Genomic DNA, 17,683 nt, shown 5'->3' on the forward strand with positions numbered 1-17,683 from the left:
ATCGGGGTGGATGCGTCGGCGGGGCCGAAGCGGGTCGGACGGACTGCGGAAGCGGGTCAGACGGAGCGGGAAGCGGGAGCGGTGACCGGGGCCGCGCTGCCTCGTCGCGGACCGCGTCGGCGGATCTGGCGGACGAAGAGGCCGCCGACGACGACGAGGTACAGCAGCCAGACCGCGAACTGCAGGGCGGTCGGCTCTGGCGTGTAGTTGAACAGACCACCGACCACGGCGGTCACGGACGGCGGGAGGATCGGACCGAGCGAGAACAGCGGGGCGCCCCAGCCGGGCAGGAGCGCTGCCTCCTGCAGGTCGCCGACTCCGTACGAGAGCACGCCGGCGGCCACCAGGATGAGGAAGGCGCCCGTCCAGGTGAAGAAGCGGCCGAGGTCGATCCGGACGAAGCCGTGGAAGATCAGGTACGAGACCACGACCGAGCTGAGAATGCCCATCAGTGCGCCGATCGTGCCGACCCAGGCGCTGGAGCCGGACCCCGCGCTACTCGAGGACACGCTCGCCCAGACGAACAGTGCCGTCTCGATGCCTTCGCGTCCGACGCTGATGAACGCGATGGCGACAATCCCCAGCGCCGAGCCGGAGACCGCGCCGTCGAGCTTGGACTCGAGCTCGCCCTTCAGGCTGCGGGCGTTGGCGCCCATCCAGAAGATCATCCAGGTGACCAGGCCGACCGCAAGGATCGAGAGGCCGCCTCCGATCAGCTCCTGCGCCTGGAAGGAGAGAGTCGAGGGCCCCCAGGTGAGGATCGCGCCGCTCGTGAGGGAGATCACGACGGCTGCGCCGATCCCGATCCAGAGCCGCGGCAGCACGTCGCGCCGGCCGAGCTTGGTCAGGTAGGCCACGAGGATGCCGACGACGAGGCCGGCTTCGAGGCCTTCGCGGAGGCCGATGAGGTAGTTTGCGAGCACGCGTGTTCTCTTGGTCGAAGGTGGACGAGGAGGGGGCGACTCCGCCCCGGGTCGATTCGGTCGGCGGGGCTACTTATTCGGTAAGCCTTGCCTAACCCGGGTCGACTGTAGTCCGCTGCCCGATCGCTGTCCAGAAGCGCGGCGCGGCGGAGGCCGCGTGGGACGAGAGGCGGAGAGTGGACGCAGGCCGGGACACAGTAGCGGAGCGCGTGGTGGCGGTGCACGCCCACCCCGACGACGAGACGATCACGATGGGCGGGACACTGGCGCGATTGGCGGCGCAGGGCGCCTGGGTCACCGTCGTGACCGCCACTCGGGGGGAGTGCGGCGAGGTCATTCCCGAGGATCTCGCGCCACTCGAGGGCTCGGCCGAACTGGCCGCGCACCGCACGACCGAGCTTGTCGTTGCACTGACCGCGCTCGGCGTCGCCGACCACCGCTTCCTCGGCGAGGCGGGCGCCCGCGCGCCCGGGCTCGCGCCGCGCATCTACCGGGACTCCGGCATGCAGTGGGGGCCGGGCCGCGTGCCCGTTCCGCTCGAACCCGTGCACCCCGACTCCTTCACCGCCGCAGCTGAGGACGAGGAGGTGGCCGACCTCGTCGCCGTCCTCCGCGAGGTCGACGCGGGCGTTGTGCTCTCGTACGACGCGGGCGGCGGCTACGGCCACCCCGACCACGTCCGCACCGCCCGGGTCGCCGAGCGCGCTGCGGAGCTGCTCGGCCTGCGTCTGCTCGCCGTCCTGCCCGATGCGGCCCCGCCCCTGCCCGGCGATGTCGCGATCGAACTCACCGCCGAGGACTTCGCCCGCAAACGCGCCGCATTCGAGGCGCACGCCACACAGCTGGTGGTCGAGGGTGAGCAGGCCCGGCTCTCCAGCGGTCCGTCGTTCCCGATCGGCCGCGTCGAGCGCTTCCGCCCGAGCGCGCAGCCGACCGCGCCTGCTGTGCCGGTGCCGGAGCGGCCGACGCTCGCCTCGCGCGCGCTGTCCGGAGTCGTCGGCGTCCTGGTCGGGGCAGTCGTTGGAGCGATCACCACCGTGGCGCACCAGAGCACCGTCTCCCTCGGATCAGTCGTCGTCCCGCTCGGCCTCGCCGCCTCCCTCACCGGCGTGCTGCTGCTCCTGCTCGGGCTTCGGCTCGTGCTGATCGACCGCTTCGTCGCGTTCTGCACCGCGATGGGGCTGCTCGGGATGATCGGGCTGCTCGCTCTGCGCAGCGCCGGCGGCTCCGTGCTCGTCCCCGCCAACGGCCTCGGCGTGGCCTGGACCTTCCTCCCCGCCCTGATCGCCCTGGTCGTGATCGCGTGGCCGCGGTTGCGCGCCGCCGCGCCCGCCGCCGAGCAGCCCGCGGACGCCGACCCCCCGTCGGCCCCCGTACGATAGACACACTATTCGAAGGGATCTGGAGCACCGTGACCTACGTGATCGCACTTCCGTGCGTCGATGTCAAAGACCGCGCCTGCATCGACGAGTGCCCGGTCGACTGCATCTACGAAGGCGAGCGCTCGCTCTACATCCACCCCGACGAGTGCGTCGACTGCGGTGCCTGCGAGCCGGTCTGTCCCGTCGAGGCGATCTACTACGAGGACGACCTCCCGGAGCAGTGGTCGGACTACTACAAGGCCAACGTCGAGTTCTTCGATGAGCTCGGCTCCCCGGGTGGAGCCGCCAAGGTCGGCGTGATCGCGAAGGACCATCCGGTCATCGCGGCGCTCCCTCCGCAGAACCACTGAGGCGGCTCCCGTGGCCCTCGGCGCGCTGCCCGATTACCCCTGGGATCTGATGGCGCCCTTCGCCCGCACGGCGGCGGAGCACCCCGGCGGAATCGTCGACCTCTCGATCGGCTCGCCGGTCGATCCGACACCCGGTCCGATCCGTGACGCACTGGCCCGCGCCACCGACTCCCACGCCTACCCCACGACGGTGGGCACACCCGCCCTGCGCGAGGCGATCGCGGCCTGGTACGCGCGGCGACGGGGGGTCACGGGTCTTCGCGTCGACGAGGTGCTGCCGACGATCGGCTCGAAGGAGCTCGTCGCCTGGCTGCCCTTCCTGCTCGGCCTCGGCGAGGGCGACGTGGTCGTGCATCCGCGTGCCGCCTATCCGACCTACGCGATGGGCGCGGCGATCGCGGGAGCCGGGGCCATCGCCTCCGACGACCCCGACGAGTGGCCGGAGGCGACCCGTCTTATCTGGCTGAACTCTCCCGGGAACCCCGACGGTGCTGTGCTCGACGTCCCCGCGCTGCGGCGGGCGGTGGTCAGGGCGCGGGAGCTGGGCGCCGTCATTGCCGGCGACGAGTGCTACGCCGAGCTCGGCTGGGACGGTCGCTGGGCCGAGGAATCGATCCCCAGCGTCCTCGATCCGCGCGTCGTGGGGGAGGACCGCGCGGGCGTCCTCGGCGTGTACTCGCTGAGCAAGCAGTCGAACCTCGCCGGCTATCGCGCCGCGTTCGTAGCCGGCGACGCAGCATTGATCGCGCGCCTGGTCACCGTCCGCAAGCACGCCGGCATGATCGTCCCCGGTCCGCTCCAGGAGGCGATGGTGGTCGCCCTCGCCGACGACGAGCACGTCGCCGCACAGAAGCAGCGCTATCGCTCACGGCGCGACCGGCTCCGGCCCGCCCTCGAGTCCGCGGGCTTCCGGATCGATCGCAGCGAGGCCGGTCTGTATTTATGGGCCACCGAGGGGCGTCCTGCCTGGGAGTCCATCGAACGACTCGCGCGGGTCGGCGTGCTGGCCGGCCCCGGCGTGTTCTACGGCGACGGCTTCCCCGAGCACGTGCGCCTGTCGCTGACGGCGTCCGACGAGCGGATCGACGCGGCCGTAAAGCGCCTGGCGGACGGTCTCTGAGCGCTCGTCGTCTCGATCCTGGCGGGATTCCACAAAGCCGTCACCCGAGTGCTGGGCAATGTCACAGTGCCCGAACTTTGCCCATAGGCTGTATGCGGTTCGGTCGACGGCGCCACGCGAGGCCCCGGCTGCACCACGATCCAGACCCGGCGCCGCCGCTCCGTGCGAGCGCTTCCGGGGTGCGACCGCGACGACCTGGGAGGCGTTGTGACCGAATCCGGCACGCAGAGCGACGGAACCGCGACGGTGAGTTCCGCTGAGCCCGCTACCGGGAGCGCCACCACGCAGCCTCCCGTACCGGCGGAGCAGCAGCTCCCCGAGAAGGTTACTCTCACCTTCGGCGACCGGAGCGCGGAGTTCCCGGTCCTGCGCAGCGTCGACGGCTCCTCCAGCATCGATTTCTCGACCCTGTCGAAGCAGACCGGCTTCATGTCGCTCGACTACGGCTTCGTGAACACAGCGGCGACGAAGTCGCAGATCACCTACATCGACGGCGACCAGGGGATCCTGCGCTATCGCGGCTACCCGATCGAAGAGGTCGCCACCAACGCGACCTACCTCGAGGTGGCCTGGCTCCTCATTTACGGCGAGCTGCCGACTGCCGACGAACTCGCGAGCTTCGACGAGCGGATCCGTCGCCACACGCTGCTGCACGAGGACCTCAAGCGCTTTTTCGATGCGCTCCCGCACAGCGCGCACCCGATGTCGGTCCTCTCGGCCGGAGTCTCGGCTCTGTCGACGTATTACGAGGACAGCTCCAATCCGAAGGACCCGGAGGCGGTCGAGCTGTCCACCATCCGGCTGCTCGCGAAGCTGCCGGTCATGGCGGCCTACGCGCACAAGAAGAGCATCGGCCAGGCGTTCCTCTACCCGGACAACTCGCTGAGCTTCGTCGACAACTTCCTCCGCTTGAACTTCGGCACGATGGCCGAGCAGTACGAGGTCGATCCGGTGCTCTCGAAGGCGCTCGATCGCCTCCTGATCCTGCACGAGGACCACGAGCAGAATGCGTCGACCTCGACCGTCCGCCTCGTCGGCTCGACGGAGGCGAACCTGTACGCCTCCGTCTCGGCCGGCATCAACGCTCTTTTCGGCCCGCTGCACGGCGGAGCGAATGAGGCCGTGCTGACCATGCTCGGTCGGATCCGGGAGTCGGGTGAGAGCGTGTCGACGTTCGTCGAGCGGGTGAAGAACAAGGAGGAGGGCGTGCGCCTGATGGGCTTCGGCCACCGGGTCTACAAGAACTACGACCCGCGCGCCAAGCTCGTCAAGGAGAGCGCCTCCGAAGTGCTGCAGTCGCTCGGCGTGAAGGACCCGCTGCTCGATATCGCGATGGAGCTCGAGGCCCTCGCGCTCGAGGACGACTACTTCAAGGAGCGCCGGCTCTACCCGAACGTCGACTTCTACACCGGCGTCATCTACAAGGCGATGGGCTTCCCGACCCGCATGTTCACCGTGCTTTTCGCGATCGGTCGCCTGCCCGGCTGGGTCGCGCATTGGCGCGAGATGAACATCGACAAGCAGACCAAGATCGGCCGCCCCCAGCAGCTGTACATGGGCTCGCCGGAGCGCCACTGGCCCACTGACCGCTGACTCGACCGCCGAGAGCCCGCCCCCGTCTGGGGTGGGCTCTCGCCGCATCGGCCCGAGGACGCGCGGCGTCGAGCGGAGAGGCCATCTTTGAGGACATGCCCTCCGTCTGCCTCCTCGAATGCTGCCAGCGACTCCGCTGGCGGTACTCGGACGCCCGCCCGCCCGTGTCGAGCCGCGCCGAGCGGGAAGCGCTGGTGCACAGCGATGACTCCGCGTTGCGGTGCGCGTCGAGAAGCAGGTCGGGGCCCGCCTGCCGGTTGATCGGGCGGAGTGAGCGCCGTGCGGCAGGGGTGGGTCTCGAGGGGCCGGGTGCGGCGCCTCCTCGACCCGCAGGGACAGGGGTGTGGTCAGGCGTGCAGGGCGGTGTTCAGCTCGATGCCGGCGCCGGTGCGGGGGAGGACTTCGACGGCACCGGTGAGCGAGTTGCGGCGGAACAGCAGGTTCGGGACTCCGGACAAGTGCACCGCCTTCATGGTCTGCGGGGTCCCGTCGGTGCGTGGCGCACCGCCGACCACGACGACCTTGGTCCCGGCGGTCACGTAGAGGCCCGCCTCGACCACGGTGTCGTCGCCGATCGGGATGCCGACGCCCGAGTTCGCGCCCAGCAGTGCCCGCGCGCCGATCGAGACACGCTGAACTCCTCCGCCCGAGAGCGTCCCCATGATCGAGGCGCCGCCGCCGATGTCCGAGCCATCGCCGACCACGACGCCCTGCGAGATCCGCCCCTCGACCATCGAGCTACCGAGAGTCCCGGCGTTGAAGTTCACGAAGCCCTCGTGCATCACGGTCGTGCCCGGAGCGAGGTGCGCCCCGAGGCGCACGCGCGACGTATCCGCGATCCGCACCTTCTCCGGCGTGACGTAGTCGGTCAGCCGCGGGAACTTGTCGATGCCGGTGGCCTGGATGCCGTGCCGCCGCAGCGACGGGCGCAGGCGCGTGAACGACTCGGGCGAGACCGGCCCGGCGTTGGTCCAGACCACGTTCGGCAGGTGCGCGAAGATGCCGTCCAGATTGACCTCGTTCGGCCGGACCAGGAGGTGGGAGAGCAGGTGCAGGCGCAGGTACGCGTCCGAGGTGGACGCGGGGGGCGCCTGCACGTCGATCTGAAGCGTGACCACGTCGATCCGGACCTCACGGCGCGGGTCCTCCCCGGCCTGCTCCTCGAACTCCGAGGGCACGATCCACGGGTCGCGTCCCGCGGGGATCGTGCCGAGCCGCGGCTCCGGGAACCAGGTGTCCAGGACGGTGCCGTCGGAGGCGATGGTGGCGAGCCCGTAACCCCAGGCGGAGGAGGGCACGGGGGAGTCTGCGGAGTGCTCGAGGGTCATGCCGTTCAGGGTCATGCCGTTCAGGGTAGCGCGGAGCCGGCTGCCGCTACCCTGGGGCGCATGTCCGACGTGACCGCTGCCCCTCCACTCGATCTGCGCACCGATCCGGTCGCTCTCACCCAGGTCCTCTGCGACATCCCATCCGTCTCGGGCGACGAACGTGAGATCGCGGACGCGGTGCAGTGGGCGCTCGAGCAGTACGAGCATCTCGAGGTGATCCGCGATGGGAACACGGTCGTCGCGCGGACGAACCTCGGCCTGACGCAGCGTGTCGTGATCGCTGGGCACCTCGACACGGTGCCGGTCAACGGAAATCTCCCGGTCGTCGCCGAGACGATCGACGGCGTCGAGCACCTCGTGGGCCGCGGCACGGTCGACATGAAGGCGGGGGTCGCCGTGCAGCTCGTGCTCGCCGCCGAGCTCACCGACCCCGCTGTCGACATCACCTGGATGTGGTATGACAACGAGGAGGTCGCCTCCGACCTCAACGGTCTCGGTCGGCTCTCCCGGCACCGCCCCGACCTCTTCTCCGCCGACTTCGCCGTGCTGAGCGAGCCGACCAGCGGAGCCGTGGAGGGCGGCTGCAACGGCACACTCCGTGTCGATGTCGTCGCCCGGGGGATCCGCGCGCATTCTGCCCGCAGCTGGGTCGGCGAGAACGCCATCCACGCCGCCGCGCCGATCCTGGCGCGCCTCGCCGCGTACGAGCCGCGCGAGGTGGAGGTCGAAGGCCTGGTCTATCGCGAGGGAGTCAACGCGGTGCGCATCAACGGCGGAGTCGCGGGAAACGTGATCCCGGACCTCTGCACGGTGCAGGTCAACTATCGTTTCGCCCCTGACCGTTCCGGTGAGGAGGCGCTCGCGCACCTGCGGGAACTCTTCGAGGGCTTCGAGGTGACGGTGGACGATCTGGCCGAGGGTGCCCGGCCGGGCCTGGACGCGCCCCTGGCCCAAGGCTTCCTCGCAGCGGTCGACGCGCCGGCGAGACCCAAGTACGGCTGGACCGACGTCGCCCGCTTCTGGGGGATGGGGATCCCCGCCGTGAACTACGGGCCGGGCGATCCGCTCCGGGCCCACGCCGACGACGAGCGCGTGGCGGTGCACGAGATCACGGAGTGCGCCGAGGGTCTGCGCCGTTGGCTCACCGCGGCCTCATGAGCGCGACTACTGCACCCGAGCCGGTCCGCCTGCGCCTGATCCCCTGGTGGGCCCGGGTGCTCGCGGTGTATGTCGCGACCCGAGTGGTCACGACGGTGATCCTCCTGCAGTTCGCGGCGGAGCAGCTCGCCAACCCGTGGACCGGGCCCTCGCCCTCCTACTCCGCGTTCGCCTCGCTGTGGGACGGGCGCTGGTACGAGGTCATCGCGGCAGGTGGCTACCCGACGTCGCTGCCGATCACCCAGACCGGCCATGTGGGGGAGAGCGCCTGGGCCTTCATGCCGCTGTATCCGGGTGTGGTGAAGGTGGTGACGGCCGTCACCGGCCTCGCCTGGGCTCCGGCCGCCGTCGCCGTCTCGGTGCTCTTCGGGGCCGGCACCTGCCTCGTCCTCTACCGCCTGTTCCGCCACTCCCTCAGTGAGTCGCAGTCCCTCGTGGGGGTGCTGCTGTTCTGCGTGGCACCGACCTCCCCGCTCCTTCAGCTCGCCTATGCGGAGTCGATGGCGATGCTGCTGACGGCCGTCGTGCTCCTGCTCCTGGTGCGCCGTCGCTGGCTGGCGGTCGTGCCGGTCGTGCTGCTGCTGGGTCTGACCCGGCCGAGCGGACTCGCTTTCGCTGCGGCGCTGGGCCTCTACATCGTTTTCCGCTTCGTTCGGCGCCGCTCCGAGCCGTTTCCGCGGTCGGAGTGGCTGCCCGCCCTGGGCCTGACCGCGTGGGGTCTCGTCGTCGGCTTCCTCTGGCCCGCGATCGCCTGGGCGGTGACCGGGTCGATGACGGCCTACACCGACACCGAGCTGGCCTGGCGCTCCGTCTACATCGGGTACCAGGAGCTGCTGCCGCTGACGCCGTGGTTCCAGGGCGGCGCGTGGTGGGGCTCGTGGTGGTTCGGCGCTCCGGGAATCGGCATCGCTCTGGTGGTGCTCCTGCTGGCGGCCTTCGTCGGGATACTCGCGGCCCCGTGGACGCGCAGACTCGACGTGTTCAGCCGGGCGTGGGTCGCCGGCTACGGCCTGTATCTGGTGGCGTTCTTCTTCCCGCAGTCCAGCACATTCCGGCTGCTCGGCCCGATGTTCCCGCTCGTCGGGGCGCTCGCCGTCCCGCGCTCACCGATCTTCCGCGTCGCGCTGGTCCTGATCGGGATCGGCGGCCAGATTGTCTGGATCTCGATCTGCTGGGCGGTGACCGGTTCCGACTGGACCCCGCCGTGATCGCCGCAGCGCTTGCCAGCGAGCGCGGTTCATCGCGACCCCGCGGATGCACGATAATAGAGGGATACGTCACGAAAGGGGAACTCTATGGCGGCCATGAAGCCGAGGACCGGAGACGGACCAATGGAGGCTGTTAAGGAGGGTCGACTCATCGTCGTGCGTGTTCCGCTCGAAGGAGGCGGACGCCTCGTCGTCTCGGTCAACGATGCAGAGGCGAAAGAGCTGCACGACGCGCTCGCGTCGGTGGTGTCTCCCGACTGATCCGCACCGTCGAGAACGCCCGTCGCACACCGTGCGACGGGCGTTCCCTCTGTGCCGACGCGCCGCAGAGGCCCGTGAGCGGGAGCCTCCCGGTGCTCGCCCGCGGGCGCAACGGCGGAGGGGGCCCGTCAGGCGCGCCGCTTATTGGCCTGGAGCAGGCCGTCGCCGATCGGCGAGAGCACGCTGACGACGGCGGGGGAGGCGCACACCTCGGCTACCAGCGTGCGGAACGCGGTCGCGATCTCGTCGCGCTGCGCGGGGTTGGCCACCCGACCGCGCCAGAGTGCGTGCGGCACCAACACCGTGCCGCCCGGGCGCACGAGCCGCAGGGCGTGCTCGACGTTCTCGATGACCTGCAGCGGGTCGCCGTCGACGAAGACGATGTCGTAGGAGTTCTCGTTCATCCGCGGCAGCACCTCGAGGGCGCGGCCCGGGATCAGCCGGAGCCGGTTGGGTGAGATGCCGGCCTCGTGGAACTGAGCGCGCGCATGCTGGTGGTGCACGGCCTCCGAATCGATGGAGGTGAGCATCGCCTCGGGTGCGCCGTCCAGGAGCCACAGCCCGCTGACTCCGGTGCCGGTGCCGATCTCGATGATGGACGTGGCGCGCGCGGCCGCTGCGACGAGCGCGGCCTGCGCACCGATCGAGGGGGAGACGGCGTCGATGCCCAACTCGACCGAGAGCCGGCGAGCCGAGGCGATCGCCTCCGACTCGAGGATCGCGTCCTCGGCGTATTTCCAGTTGGCATCCTTATCGGACACGGGTGGGCTCCTCTGATCGGTGCACCGCGCGGATCGCGCCCGGGCATCGTCAGGGTACGGTGGCGCGCGGGCTCCACCGCGCAGGCGCGGCGGGTTAGTGTTGTCCTCGTGTTCGGTCTGACGTTCGACAAGCTCCTCATCATCGGGGTCATCGCTGTCTTCGTGCTGGGTCCCGACCGCCTCCCGCACTACGCCGCCCAGCTCGGGCAGCTCGTGCGGAAGGTGCGTGGATTCGCCACTCAAGCGCGGGAGCGCGTCAAGGACGAGATGGGCGACGAGTTCGACGAGGTCGACTGGAAGAAGCTCGACCCGCGCCAGTACGACCCCCGCCGCATCATCCGTGACGCCCTGCTCGATGACGACCCGGTCCCCACCGTGAAGCCGCCCTCCGCCGTCGCCGCTCCCGTCGTCCCGGGCGGCACCGGATCCGCTCAGGACAGCTATTACACGACCATGCAGCGTTCCGTCGGGTCGGGCACGCTCGCAAGCGTCGCGCCGCCGCCCATCGACTCCGAGGCCACCTGAGTTCTGCTCCCGCGGGAGCGGGCCGATGGCGCGTCAGCCGACAGCGAGTGGTAGCCGTCGCCCCGTGAGCCCTCGGGGTCGTGACGCGAGGGTCGCCGCCAGGGCATCAATCGCCCGCGCCGCCGGATCCTCGGGGTCGCCGACGACGACGGGTACCCCGTCGTCGCCCCCGGCTCGCAGGGACACGCTGATCGGCAGCGACGCGAGCAGCGGCACTGCATCTCCTGCGGCGGAGAGTCGGCGGGCCACCTCGGCTCCGCCTCCGCTGCCGAAGAGTTCCAACACCGAGCCGTCGGCCTGAGGGAGCCCCGACATGTTCTCGACGACGCCGATAATGCGCTGACCCGACTGCCGGGCCAGCGCACCGCTGCGCTCGGCCACGTCGGCCGCCGCGGGCTGCGGAGTCGTGACGATCAGCACCTCCGCGTGGGGGAGCAGCTGACCGATCGAGATCGCCACGTCGCCGGTACCGGGGGGCAAGTCGAGCAGCAGGACGTCGAGGTCGCCGAAGTAGACGTCGGTGAGGAACTGCGAGATGGTGCGGTGCAGCATCGGGCCGCGCCACGAGACCGCGGCGCCGCGCGTATCCCCCTCGAGGAACATCCCGATCGAAATGACCTTCACGCCGTGCGCCACCGGAGGCAGCATCAGCTCGCCGACGCGGGTCGGACCGGCGACGCGTCCGTCTCGCATCAGCCCGAGCAGGCCCGGGATCGAGAAACCGTGCACGTCCGCGTCGACCAGACCGACCGCGAGCCCCCGCTGAGCCAGCGCGACCGCGAGGTTGGCGGTGACGGTTGACTTGCCGACGCCGCCCTTGCCGCTGGTCACCGCGTAGACGCGAGTGAGCGACTCCGGACCGAAGGGCATGCTCCGCCGCCCGCCCTGCAGGCGCTCGGTGAGCGCTGTGCGCTGCGCTGGCGTCATGACTCCGACCGCGACCTCCACTGCCGTGACCCCGGGTACCGACGCCACGGCCTCGCGCACGGTGCGCTCGATCGTCGAGGCGGCCGGGCAGCCGACGATGGTCAGCCGGATCGCGACGCGGACCGCACCGTCGGCCGCCGCCCGGACCGATTCGACCATGTCGAGCTCGGTGATCGGCTTGCGGATCTCCGGATCGAGGACGCGGGCCAGCGCCGCCCGCACCGCCGCGTCGAGAGCGGCGGCGTCAGGCATCGCGCCGCTCGGGAGCCTGCGCCCGGTCCTTCTCGAGCTCCTCGAGCAGGCCGCGCAGCTCTGAGCGAATGAAGTCTTTGCTCGCCATATCGCGGATCGCGAGGCGGAGGGCGACGACCTCGCGCGCCAGGTACTCGGTGTCGGCGAGATTGCGCTCAGCCCGCTGGCGGTCCTGCTCGATCTGCACCCGGTCGCGGTCGTCCTGCCGGTTCTGCGCGAGCAGCAGCAGGGGCGCGGCGTACGAGGCCTGGAGCGAGAGGATCAGCGTCAGCACTGTGAAGCCCAGTGCCTGAGAGTCAAAGCGCGAGTCCGCGGGCCCGTAGGTGTTGAACATCAGCCAGAAGACGCAGAAGATCGTCATGCCGACCAGGAACCAGGGTGTTCCCATGCCGCGGGCGAACGACTCGGTCAGACGTCCGAACCGGTCGCTGCTCGGGCGGTTGCGCCGCGAGAGCACGCGGGTGCGCAATCCCTTCGGGGCGTCGAGCCGGCGGTCCTGCTTGCTGTCCCTAGCCACGCGCACCCCTCCGTCCTCGTCGTGCCCTGCCGGTCGACACGGGTGCCGGCGGTAGGAGCGGGACGCCCTGCGTCGCCGTGCTCACCGGCGTCCTCGGTTCGTCGTCGTCGCCGTGGCTGCGCCAGTCGTCGGGGAGGAGGTAGTCGAGGACGTCATCGATGGTCACCACACCGACGAGGCGGTGGGAGGCGTCCACGACGGGCACCGAGACGAGGTTGTAGCTCGCCAGGATGCGGGCGACCTCGGCGGCCGAGGTCTCGGGCGTGATCGGGTCCATGCTCGCATCCAGCAGGGTGCCGAGGCGCTCGTGCGGCGGGTACCGGAGCATCCGCTGGAAGTGCACCATCCCGAGGAAGCGGCCGGTCGGTGGCTCGTAGGGCGGCAGGGTGACGCACACGGCGGCTCCCAGCGCGGGCGCGAGCTCGTGGCGTCGGATGAGGGCGAGGCCCTCGGCGACGGTCGCCTCCGAGGAGACGATGATCGGCTCCGTCGTCATCAATCCGCCGGCCGATTCCGGGGCGTAGGTGAGGAGCATGCGGACGTCCTCCGCCTCCTCCGGCTCCATCAGCTCGAGCAGCGCCTCGCCGCGCTCCTCGGAGAGCTGCGCGATCAGATCGGCCGCGTCGTCGGGCTGCATCTGATCGAGCACATCGGCGGCGCGGTCGTCGTTGAGTCGGCCGAGGATCTCGACCTGCTCGCTCTCGGGCATCTCCTCGAGCACGTCGGCGAGACGCTCGTCCGAGAGTTCGCCGGCCACCTCCAGCATCCGCTGCTGGGGAAGGTCGAGGAGCGTGCTGGCGAGGTCGGCGGGCTTGAGCTCGGAGAGGCTGGCGACGTAGTGCTCGGCGGACTGCGCCTCGGTCGAGACGCTCTCGCGGACCTCGCGCCAGGCGGCGAACGCGGTCGCGCCCTTGGCGAAGGGGGAGGGGCTGGTCTTGGGGCGCCGAACGAAGAGCTGCGCGAGTTCCCACTCGCCAGGGGCAGCCTCCTCGATCGCGACGTCCTCGACGGTCGCGTCTCCGGAGCCGTCGATGAAGCTCACCCGGCGGCCGAGGAGCTCGGCGATGACGCGGACCTCGCCGCCGCGCTGCTCGAAGCGACGCACGTTGATGAGCCCGGTGGTGATGATCTGGCCGCTGCCGATGCTGGTGACCCGCCCGATCGAGACGAAGACGCGTCGGCGCCCGGGGATCTCCACCACCAGTCCGACCACCCGCGGGGCGTCGTTCTGCCGGTAGACCAGGAGCACGTCGCGGACCTTGCCGACGCGATCGCCGGCGGGGTCGAAGACACTGCATCCGGCCAAGCGCGCGACGAAGACTCTGGCGGAACTCACGGCTACAAACCTAGACCCGCGCGCCCGGGCGGACGCCGAGGGTGCCCGGTTCGGTATCGATCGGTTCTCCTGAACCGTACAGAATGCTTCAAGTCCGCTGTGCCAGTCTGTGGAGGTGACTCAGCAGACGCCGTTCAGCGGCCGAGGGCCGGCCTTTCCCACGATCCCGCGCGGGGAGATCCTCGCCACCTTCGACACTTACCAGGAGGCGCAGGCCGCGGTGGACGTCCTCGCCCGAGCCGACTTCCCGGTGCGCCAGCTGGCCATCATCGGCAACGAGCTCAAGAGCGTCGAGCGGGTAACGGGCAAACTGACCTGGGGCCGAGTCGCCCTCGCCGGTGCGGCCTCCGGCGCGTGGCTGGGTGTGTTCCTGGGGCTTCTGCTCATCATCTTCTCGCCGACGACGGAGTTCTCGTTCCTGATCGCGGCCGTGCTCCTCGGCGCGGGATTCGGCATGCTCTTCGGGCTCGCGTCCTACGCCGTCAACCGCCGCCGACGCGACTTCACCTCGACCATGCAGGTGATTGCAACCAGCTACTCGGTGCTCGTGGACCCCGAGGTCGTCAACCGCGCTCGCAACCTGCTCGACGGGAGCGCTGTCCCCGCCGAGACGCCGCAGACAGCCTGGGCGCCGCCGCCCGCCGCGGCCGGCGACCCGCAGCCCGTCCGTCCCGAGGACGACCAGCGCTGACGATCCTCCACGAAGGCCCCCGGTCCGCCGGGGGCCTTCGATGCTCCCGGGGAGGCTGCTCAGGCGGAGCCGACGGGCGGCAGGACGATGTCGACGGCGAGACCGCGGGGGGAGCGGTTGACGAGGGCGACCGTCCCGCCGGCGGACAGCACCGTCGTGTGCACCAGGGCGAGCCCGAGTCCACTGCCGCCCGAGGCCAGTGCCCGGGAGTCATCCGGTCGGGAGAAGCGGTCGAAGGCGACGGGGATGAAGGCGGCGGGCATGCCGGGGCCGTCGTCCGAGACGGTGAGGAGCAGGCGTCCGTCCTGCTGTGCGAGGCAGGCGACGATCATGCCGCCGCCGTCCATCGCCTGGATCGCGTTCCTGACCAGATTGTCGATCACGCGCCCGAAGTCCTGGGTCGCCACGGCGTACAGGCGGGCCGGCTCGCGCTCGTCGATCTCATAGTCGATCTCGACCCCCGACTCCGAGGCGAGTAGGCGCGTGCGGTCGACCGCGCCGACCAGCTCCTCGACCAGCTCGGCGAAGGGAGCTGTCGGCCGGACGGTGCGGCTCTCGATGCGCGAGATGTCGAGCAGGGCGGAGGCGAGCCGCACGAGGCGGTCGACGCTCTTCTGCGCATCGAGGATGACCCGGTCCACCGCGGCGGGGTCCTCGACGCGGTGGTGGGCGATCTCGAGCTGCGCCGAGAGCGCGGCGAGCGGCGTACGCAATTCGTGACTCGCATCCGACACCATCTGCTTCTCGCGAGCGAGCGAGGCGGTCTGCTTGGTCAGGAACGCGTTCAGCGTTACCGCGAGCTCGTCGATCTCGTCGCGCGAGCCCACGACGGGGAGCTGATCGCCGTGGCCGGGCTCGGCGGCGATCTGATCCGCGCGCGCCCGCATGCGACGCACCGGCGCGAGCGCGGCTCCGGTCAGGATCCACGAGGCGAGACCGAAGGTGACCACGAGGAAGATCGCCGCGTAGACGAGGACGTGCGCGAAATCGTCGAGTACCAGCTGCGAGGCCGCCTGGTCGCGCGCGGTGACAACCTGCCAGACGCCCTTATCGGTGGTGATCGCAGTGAACCGGACCAGGTAATTGCCACTCGCAGTGGTCACCTGGGAGTACCGGGGCGAGGTGTCCGCCGGTTCGGCCGCGAGGGCGGTCAGGACGTCGCCGCTGAGGCGCGAGGGCATGGTGGACGTACTGACGATCCCGTCCGGCGCGAGGGCCAGGAACAGCTGCCCGATCGAGGAGCCCTGGGTGCGAGGCACGGTGCCCGCCGAGATGTCGCGACGCACCTCGTCCTCGATCGACATCAGGATCGTCCGCTCGCTGCGCTCGACGATGCCGGTGACCACCTGGTAGAAGAGCATCGCCGAGAGCGCGAACAGGGCGGTTGCGACAGCGACGGTCCCGATGGTGATCCTCGCGCGGATCGAGAGCGCGCCGGCCCGGCGGCGTGCAGTGCCCATCCGCGGCACGGACTACTCGACCGGGCGGAGGAAGTAGCCCTTGCCGCGGACGGTCACGATGGCGACGCCGGTGTCCTCGGTCGGCAGTTTCTTGCGCAGGTAGCTGACGTACTGGTCGACGATGTTGTTGTCGACGATCTCGCCGCCGCCCCAGATCTCCGAGAGGATCCGCTGGCGGGTCACGACGGAGCCGACGGGGGTGATCAGCAGCTTGAGGAGCTCCAACTCCTTGGGGCTGACATGGATGCGCGAGCCGTCAGCCGTGCGCCGGATGCTCGAGCCGTCCACCGTGATCCGGCCGACGTCGATCGACGTCGACATCAGCGAGGGACTACGGCGCAACAGGGCGCGGAGGCGGGCGTTGAGTTCGGTGAAGGCGAACGGCTTGGTGAGGTAGTCGTCGGCACCGGCGTCGAGCCCGAACACGCGGTCCTCGATCGCGTCGCGCGCCGTCAGGAGCATGATCGGCGTCGGACGTCCGAGCTCGCGGATCCGCCGACAGATCTCGAAGCCGGACATCGCCGGCAGCATGACGTCCACGATCGCGGCTGAGAACTCGGCGTTGCTGAACGCGACGAGCGCGTCGATGCCGTTCGTGGTCAGCACGGATTCGTAGCCGGCGTCTTCGAGGCCGCCCACGAGAGCCTCACCCATAGCCGGATCATCTTCGACGAGAAGGATATTCACGTGCTTACCCTACGGCCCGGCTCTTGGGAAGATCCGCTACGCCGGCCGTGTATCCAACCAGGTGAGAGCGGACCCCTCTGATGGGCGCCAGGCGGCGAAAAACGGCATGTCCGGCCCGGGATAGCGGCGGAGGTGGCGCGATTCGGTGGCGCGATTTTACTCTTCTGCCCAGGTGAGGCCGATGATACTGTTCGCCGAGTTCACCCCCACCGTCACCCGAAGGCGGCACAAAAATGCTCACCACCCTCTCCATCTGGGCGCGTCTTGCGCTGTCGATTCTTCTCTGGATCGTCTTCCTGCCCGTCATGCTGATCCTGCTCCCGTTCCGTACCGGCCGAAGCGCCTCGCGCTCCACTCGCCCGCCCGTGACGGCACCGACGGTGGCGGTTGACTCGCGGGGCGCCTACTGACCCCCTTTTCGAAGGCGGGCGCCTCCCGTCTCCTGCTGACGAGCGCGCCTGGGTTGTCAGTCGGCGACGCGTCCGGAGTTCCCACTCCGACAGGCGTCACTCTCGGGTACTACCGACCACGATCTCCGTCAAGCCCTTCGTGGGTTCTCAGAAAGCCGCAATACGGTGCTTCCACACGGTTCACCGATCAGAAGGAACACGGATGCCCCGCGCCGCGCCCGACACCGCTGGGATCCCGCTCGACCCGACCGCGGACGCTCCCGTGCGCTCGGATCCGCCGGTCTCGGTCGTCGCGTCGGGACCCCGGAGCCTGCTGTCGCGGATGCTCGGACGCCGCCGCTGCGAGGCGTGCGGCGCCGCCCTGGCCCGCCGCCGCGACGGATTCTGTTCGGACGCCTGCGCAGGCACCTTCCACCTCTACGAGTGAGGCCGGTCGGCCGAGCTGCGGCGAGGGTCCTCCCGAAGGTCCGTGATCAGCGATCGCGGGCCTTTGCGCTGTGCGCGCGGGGCGGTACGGCCGTGCACGGCTGCCCCGGAGCAGCTGGAGGAGACGAGTCGACGGGCCGCTCGACCGAGGGGTGCTCCGTCGGAACGGGGAAGGAGTGGGGCGCCGCGGTCGTGTGCGCAGAGGGAGTGCCCGCTCAACCGTGCCTCAGAAGACAGTCGTGCCTCAGAAGACGTGCCCCCAGTAGGATTCGAACCTACGCCCCTGCCTCCGGAGGGCAGTGCTCTATCCCCTGAGCTATGGGGGCCAGGAGTGCCTGACAACATTAGCACCCGGGCGGAGCGGGCCC

Annotated in this window: 19 protein-coding genes and 1 tRNA gene; 11 read left to right on the forward strand and 9 right to left on the reverse strand. The window is 70.1% G+C overall.

Translation table 11 applies throughout. The annotated features are described in order from the left end of the window. Positions 1-56: 56 nt before the first annotated feature. On the reverse strand, positions 57-923 hold the full coding sequence (gene efeU / locus C5D07_RS08705) for an iron uptake transporter permease EfeU (RefSeq protein WP_068254138.1): 867 nt from the start codon (positions 921-923) through the stop codon (positions 57-59). Between the two features lie 209 nt (positions 924-1,132). Between efeU and C5D07_RS08710 the strand changes: the two genes are divergently transcribed. The 4 genes from C5D07_RS08710 to C5D07_RS08725 all read left to right on the forward strand — a co-directional run bounded on the left by C5D07_RS08710 (position 1,133) and on the right by C5D07_RS08725 (position 5,368). Then, positions 1,133-2,305, forward strand: coding sequence for a PIG-L family deacetylase (locus tag C5D07_RS08710; RefSeq protein WP_170063533.1), 1,173 nt, complete (start codon positions 1,133-1,135; stop codon positions 2,303-2,305). Between the two features lie 29 nt (positions 2,306-2,334). Next, positions 2,335-2,655, forward strand: a complete 321-nt coding sequence (fdxA, locus tag C5D07_RS08715) for a ferredoxin (protein WP_068254134.1) — start codon at positions 2,335-2,337, stop codon at positions 2,653-2,655. Between the two features lie 10 nt (positions 2,656-2,665). After that, positions 2,666-3,775, forward strand: coding sequence for a succinyldiaminopimelate transaminase (gene dapC / locus C5D07_RS08720; RefSeq protein ID WP_104259160.1), 1,110 nt, complete (start codon positions 2,666-2,668; stop codon positions 3,773-3,775). A 207-nt stretch (positions 3,776-3,982) separates the two neighbouring features. Next, positions 3,983-5,368 (forward strand): citrate synthase, encoded by a 1,386-nt coding sequence (locus tag C5D07_RS08725; protein WP_104259161.1) that lies wholly within the window; start codon positions 3,983-3,985, stop codon positions 5,366-5,368. Positions 5,369-5,715: 347 nt separating this feature from the next. Here C5D07_RS08725 and dapD read toward each other — a convergent pair whose 3' ends face one another. Further along, entirely contained in the window at positions 5,716-6,711 is a 996-nt protein-coding gene (dapD, locus tag C5D07_RS08730; RefSeq protein WP_068254126.1) for a 2,3,4,5-tetrahydropyridine-2,6-dicarboxylate N-succinyltransferase, read from the reverse strand. Positions 6,712-6,756: 45 nt separating this feature from the next. Between dapD and dapE the strand changes: the two genes are divergently transcribed. The 3 genes from dapE (at position 6,757) to C5D07_RS08745 (ending at position 9,323) form a co-directional block, all read left to right on the forward strand. Next, positions 6,757-7,854 (forward strand): succinyl-diaminopimelate desuccinylase, encoded by a 1,098-nt coding sequence (gene dapE / locus C5D07_RS08735; protein ID WP_104259162.1) that lies wholly within the window; start codon positions 6,757-6,759, stop codon positions 7,852-7,854. Next, on the forward strand, positions 7,851-9,062 hold the full coding sequence (locus tag C5D07_RS08740) for a hypothetical protein (protein WP_104259163.1): 1,212 nt from the start codon (positions 7,851-7,853) through the stop codon (positions 9,060-9,062). Before dapE ends, C5D07_RS08740 begins: the two co-directional genes overlap by 4 nt. A gap of 87 nt (positions 9,063-9,149) precedes the next feature. Beyond that, on the forward strand, positions 9,150-9,323 hold the full coding sequence (locus C5D07_RS08745; RefSeq protein WP_084415923.1) for a DUF3117 domain-containing protein: 174 nt from the start codon (positions 9,150-9,152) through the stop codon (positions 9,321-9,323). 128 nt (positions 9,324-9,451) lie between these two features. Here the strand turns inward: C5D07_RS08745 and C5D07_RS08750 are convergent, their stop codons facing one another. Continuing rightward, the gene (locus C5D07_RS08750; protein WP_068254111.1) at positions 9,452-10,084 is read right to left on the reverse strand and encodes an O-methyltransferase; all 633 of its coding nucleotides are present in this window, start codon (positions 10,082-10,084) and stop codon (positions 9,452-9,454) included. Positions 10,085-10,192: 108 nt separating this feature from the next. Here C5D07_RS08750 and C5D07_RS08755 point away from each other — a divergent pair, with 108 nt between their 5' ends. Continuing rightward, complete coding sequence (locus C5D07_RS08755) at positions 10,193-10,609, forward strand: twin-arginine translocase TatA/TatE family subunit (protein WP_084415922.1); 417 nt, start codon at positions 10,193-10,195, stop codon at positions 10,607-10,609. Positions 10,610-10,642: 33 nt separating this feature from the next. Here the strand turns inward: C5D07_RS08755 and C5D07_RS08760 are convergent, their stop codons facing one another. Genes C5D07_RS08760 through C5D07_RS08770 form a run of 3 tightly spaced genes read right to left on the reverse strand, consistent with a single transcriptional unit; the run spans position 10,643 to position 13,641 of the window. Continuing rightward, positions 10,643-11,788, reverse strand: a complete 1,146-nt coding sequence (locus tag C5D07_RS08760) for a P-loop NTPase (RefSeq protein ID WP_104259164.1) — start codon at positions 11,786-11,788, stop codon at positions 10,643-10,645. Beyond that, complete coding sequence (locus C5D07_RS08765) at positions 11,781-12,305, reverse strand: DUF1003 domain-containing protein (protein ID WP_068257393.1); 525 nt, start codon at positions 12,303-12,305, stop codon at positions 11,781-11,783. The genes C5D07_RS08760 and C5D07_RS08765 overlap by 8 nt, the downstream gene beginning before the upstream one ends. Continuing rightward, positions 12,298-13,641, reverse strand: a complete 1,344-nt coding sequence (locus C5D07_RS08770; RefSeq protein ID WP_104259165.1) for a magnesium transporter MgtE N-terminal domain-containing protein — start codon at positions 13,639-13,641, stop codon at positions 12,298-12,300. The genes C5D07_RS08765 and C5D07_RS08770 overlap by 8 nt, the downstream gene beginning before the upstream one ends. 115 nt (positions 13,642-13,756) lie before the next feature. On the opposite strand from C5D07_RS08770, the gene C5D07_RS08775 reads away from it, so the two are divergent. Then, positions 13,757-14,332: a YflT domain-containing protein gene (locus C5D07_RS08775; RefSeq protein ID WP_104259216.1), complete on the forward strand. Its 576-nt coding sequence runs from the start codon at positions 13,757-13,759 to the stop codon at positions 14,330-14,332. Positions 14,333-14,391: 59 nt separating this feature from the next. On the opposite strand, the gene C5D07_RS08780 is transcribed toward C5D07_RS08775, so the two are convergent. Together C5D07_RS08780 and C5D07_RS08785 are read right to left on the reverse strand one after the other, a co-directional pair. Then, positions 14,392-15,792 carry a sensor histidine kinase gene (locus C5D07_RS08780; protein WP_104259166.1) on the reverse strand — a complete coding sequence of 467 codons (1,401 nt, stop codon included), beginning with the start codon at positions 15,790-15,792 and terminating at the stop codon, positions 14,392-14,394. Between the two features lie 12 nt (positions 15,793-15,804). Beyond that, entirely contained in the window at positions 15,805-16,479 is a 675-nt protein-coding gene (locus C5D07_RS08785; RefSeq protein WP_258061842.1) for a response regulator transcription factor, read from the reverse strand. 233 nt (positions 16,480-16,712) lie between these two features. Here C5D07_RS08785 and C5D07_RS15770 point away from each other — a divergent pair, with 233 nt between their 5' ends. Together C5D07_RS15770 and C5D07_RS08790 are read left to right on the forward strand one after the other, a co-directional pair. Then, entirely contained in the window at positions 16,713-16,889 is a 177-nt protein-coding gene (locus C5D07_RS15770) for a hypothetical protein (RefSeq protein WP_170063534.1), read from the forward strand. Positions 16,890-17,091: 202 nt separating this feature from the next. Then, positions 17,092-17,316 (forward strand): hypothetical protein, encoded by a 225-nt coding sequence (locus tag C5D07_RS08790; RefSeq protein ID WP_104259168.1) that lies wholly within the window; start codon positions 17,092-17,094, stop codon positions 17,314-17,316. Between the two features lie 253 nt (positions 17,317-17,569). On the opposite strand, the gene C5D07_RS08795 is transcribed toward C5D07_RS08790, so the two are convergent. Continuing rightward, positions 17,570-17,641: transfer RNA gene (locus C5D07_RS08795), tRNA-Arg, on the reverse strand. Between the last annotated feature and the right edge of the window lie 42 nt (positions 17,642-17,683).

The organism is Rathayibacter tritici, from assembly GCF_002932875.1.
GTDB classification, from domain to species: Bacteria; Actinomycetota; Actinomycetes; order Actinomycetales; family Microbacteriaceae; genus Rathayibacter; species Rathayibacter tritici.

Coding starts and splice junctions, on each gene's coding strand:
- C5D07_RS08780 (WP_104259166.1), bottom strand. CDS start 15,792: ATGGGCACTGCACGCCGCCGGGCCGGCGCGCTCTCGATCCGCGCGAGG.
- C5D07_RS08790 (WP_104259168.1), top strand. CDS start 17,092: ATGCCCCGCGCCGCGCCCGACACCGCTGGGATCCCGCTCGACCCGACC.
- C5D07_RS08745 (WP_084415923.1), top strand. CDS start 9,150: ATGGCGGCCATGAAGCCGAGGACCGGAGACGGACCAATGGAGGCTGTT.
- dapD (WP_068254126.1), bottom strand. CDS start 6,711: ATGACCCTGAACGGCATGACCCTCGAGCACTCCGCAGACTCCCCCGTG.
- C5D07_RS08760 (WP_104259164.1), bottom strand. CDS start 11,788: ATGCCTGACGCCGCCGCTCTCGACGCGGCGGTGCGGGCGGCGCTGGCC.
- C5D07_RS15770 (WP_170063534.1), top strand. CDS start 16,713: ATGCTCACCACCCTCTCCATCTGGGCGCGTCTTGCGCTGTCGATTCTT.
- dapE (WP_104259162.1), top strand. CDS start 6,757: ATGTCCGACGTGACCGCTGCCCCTCCACTCGATCTGCGCACCGATCCG.
- C5D07_RS08740 (WP_104259163.1), top strand. CDS start 7,851: ATGAGCGCGACTACTGCACCCGAGCCGGTCCGCCTGCGCCTGATCCCC.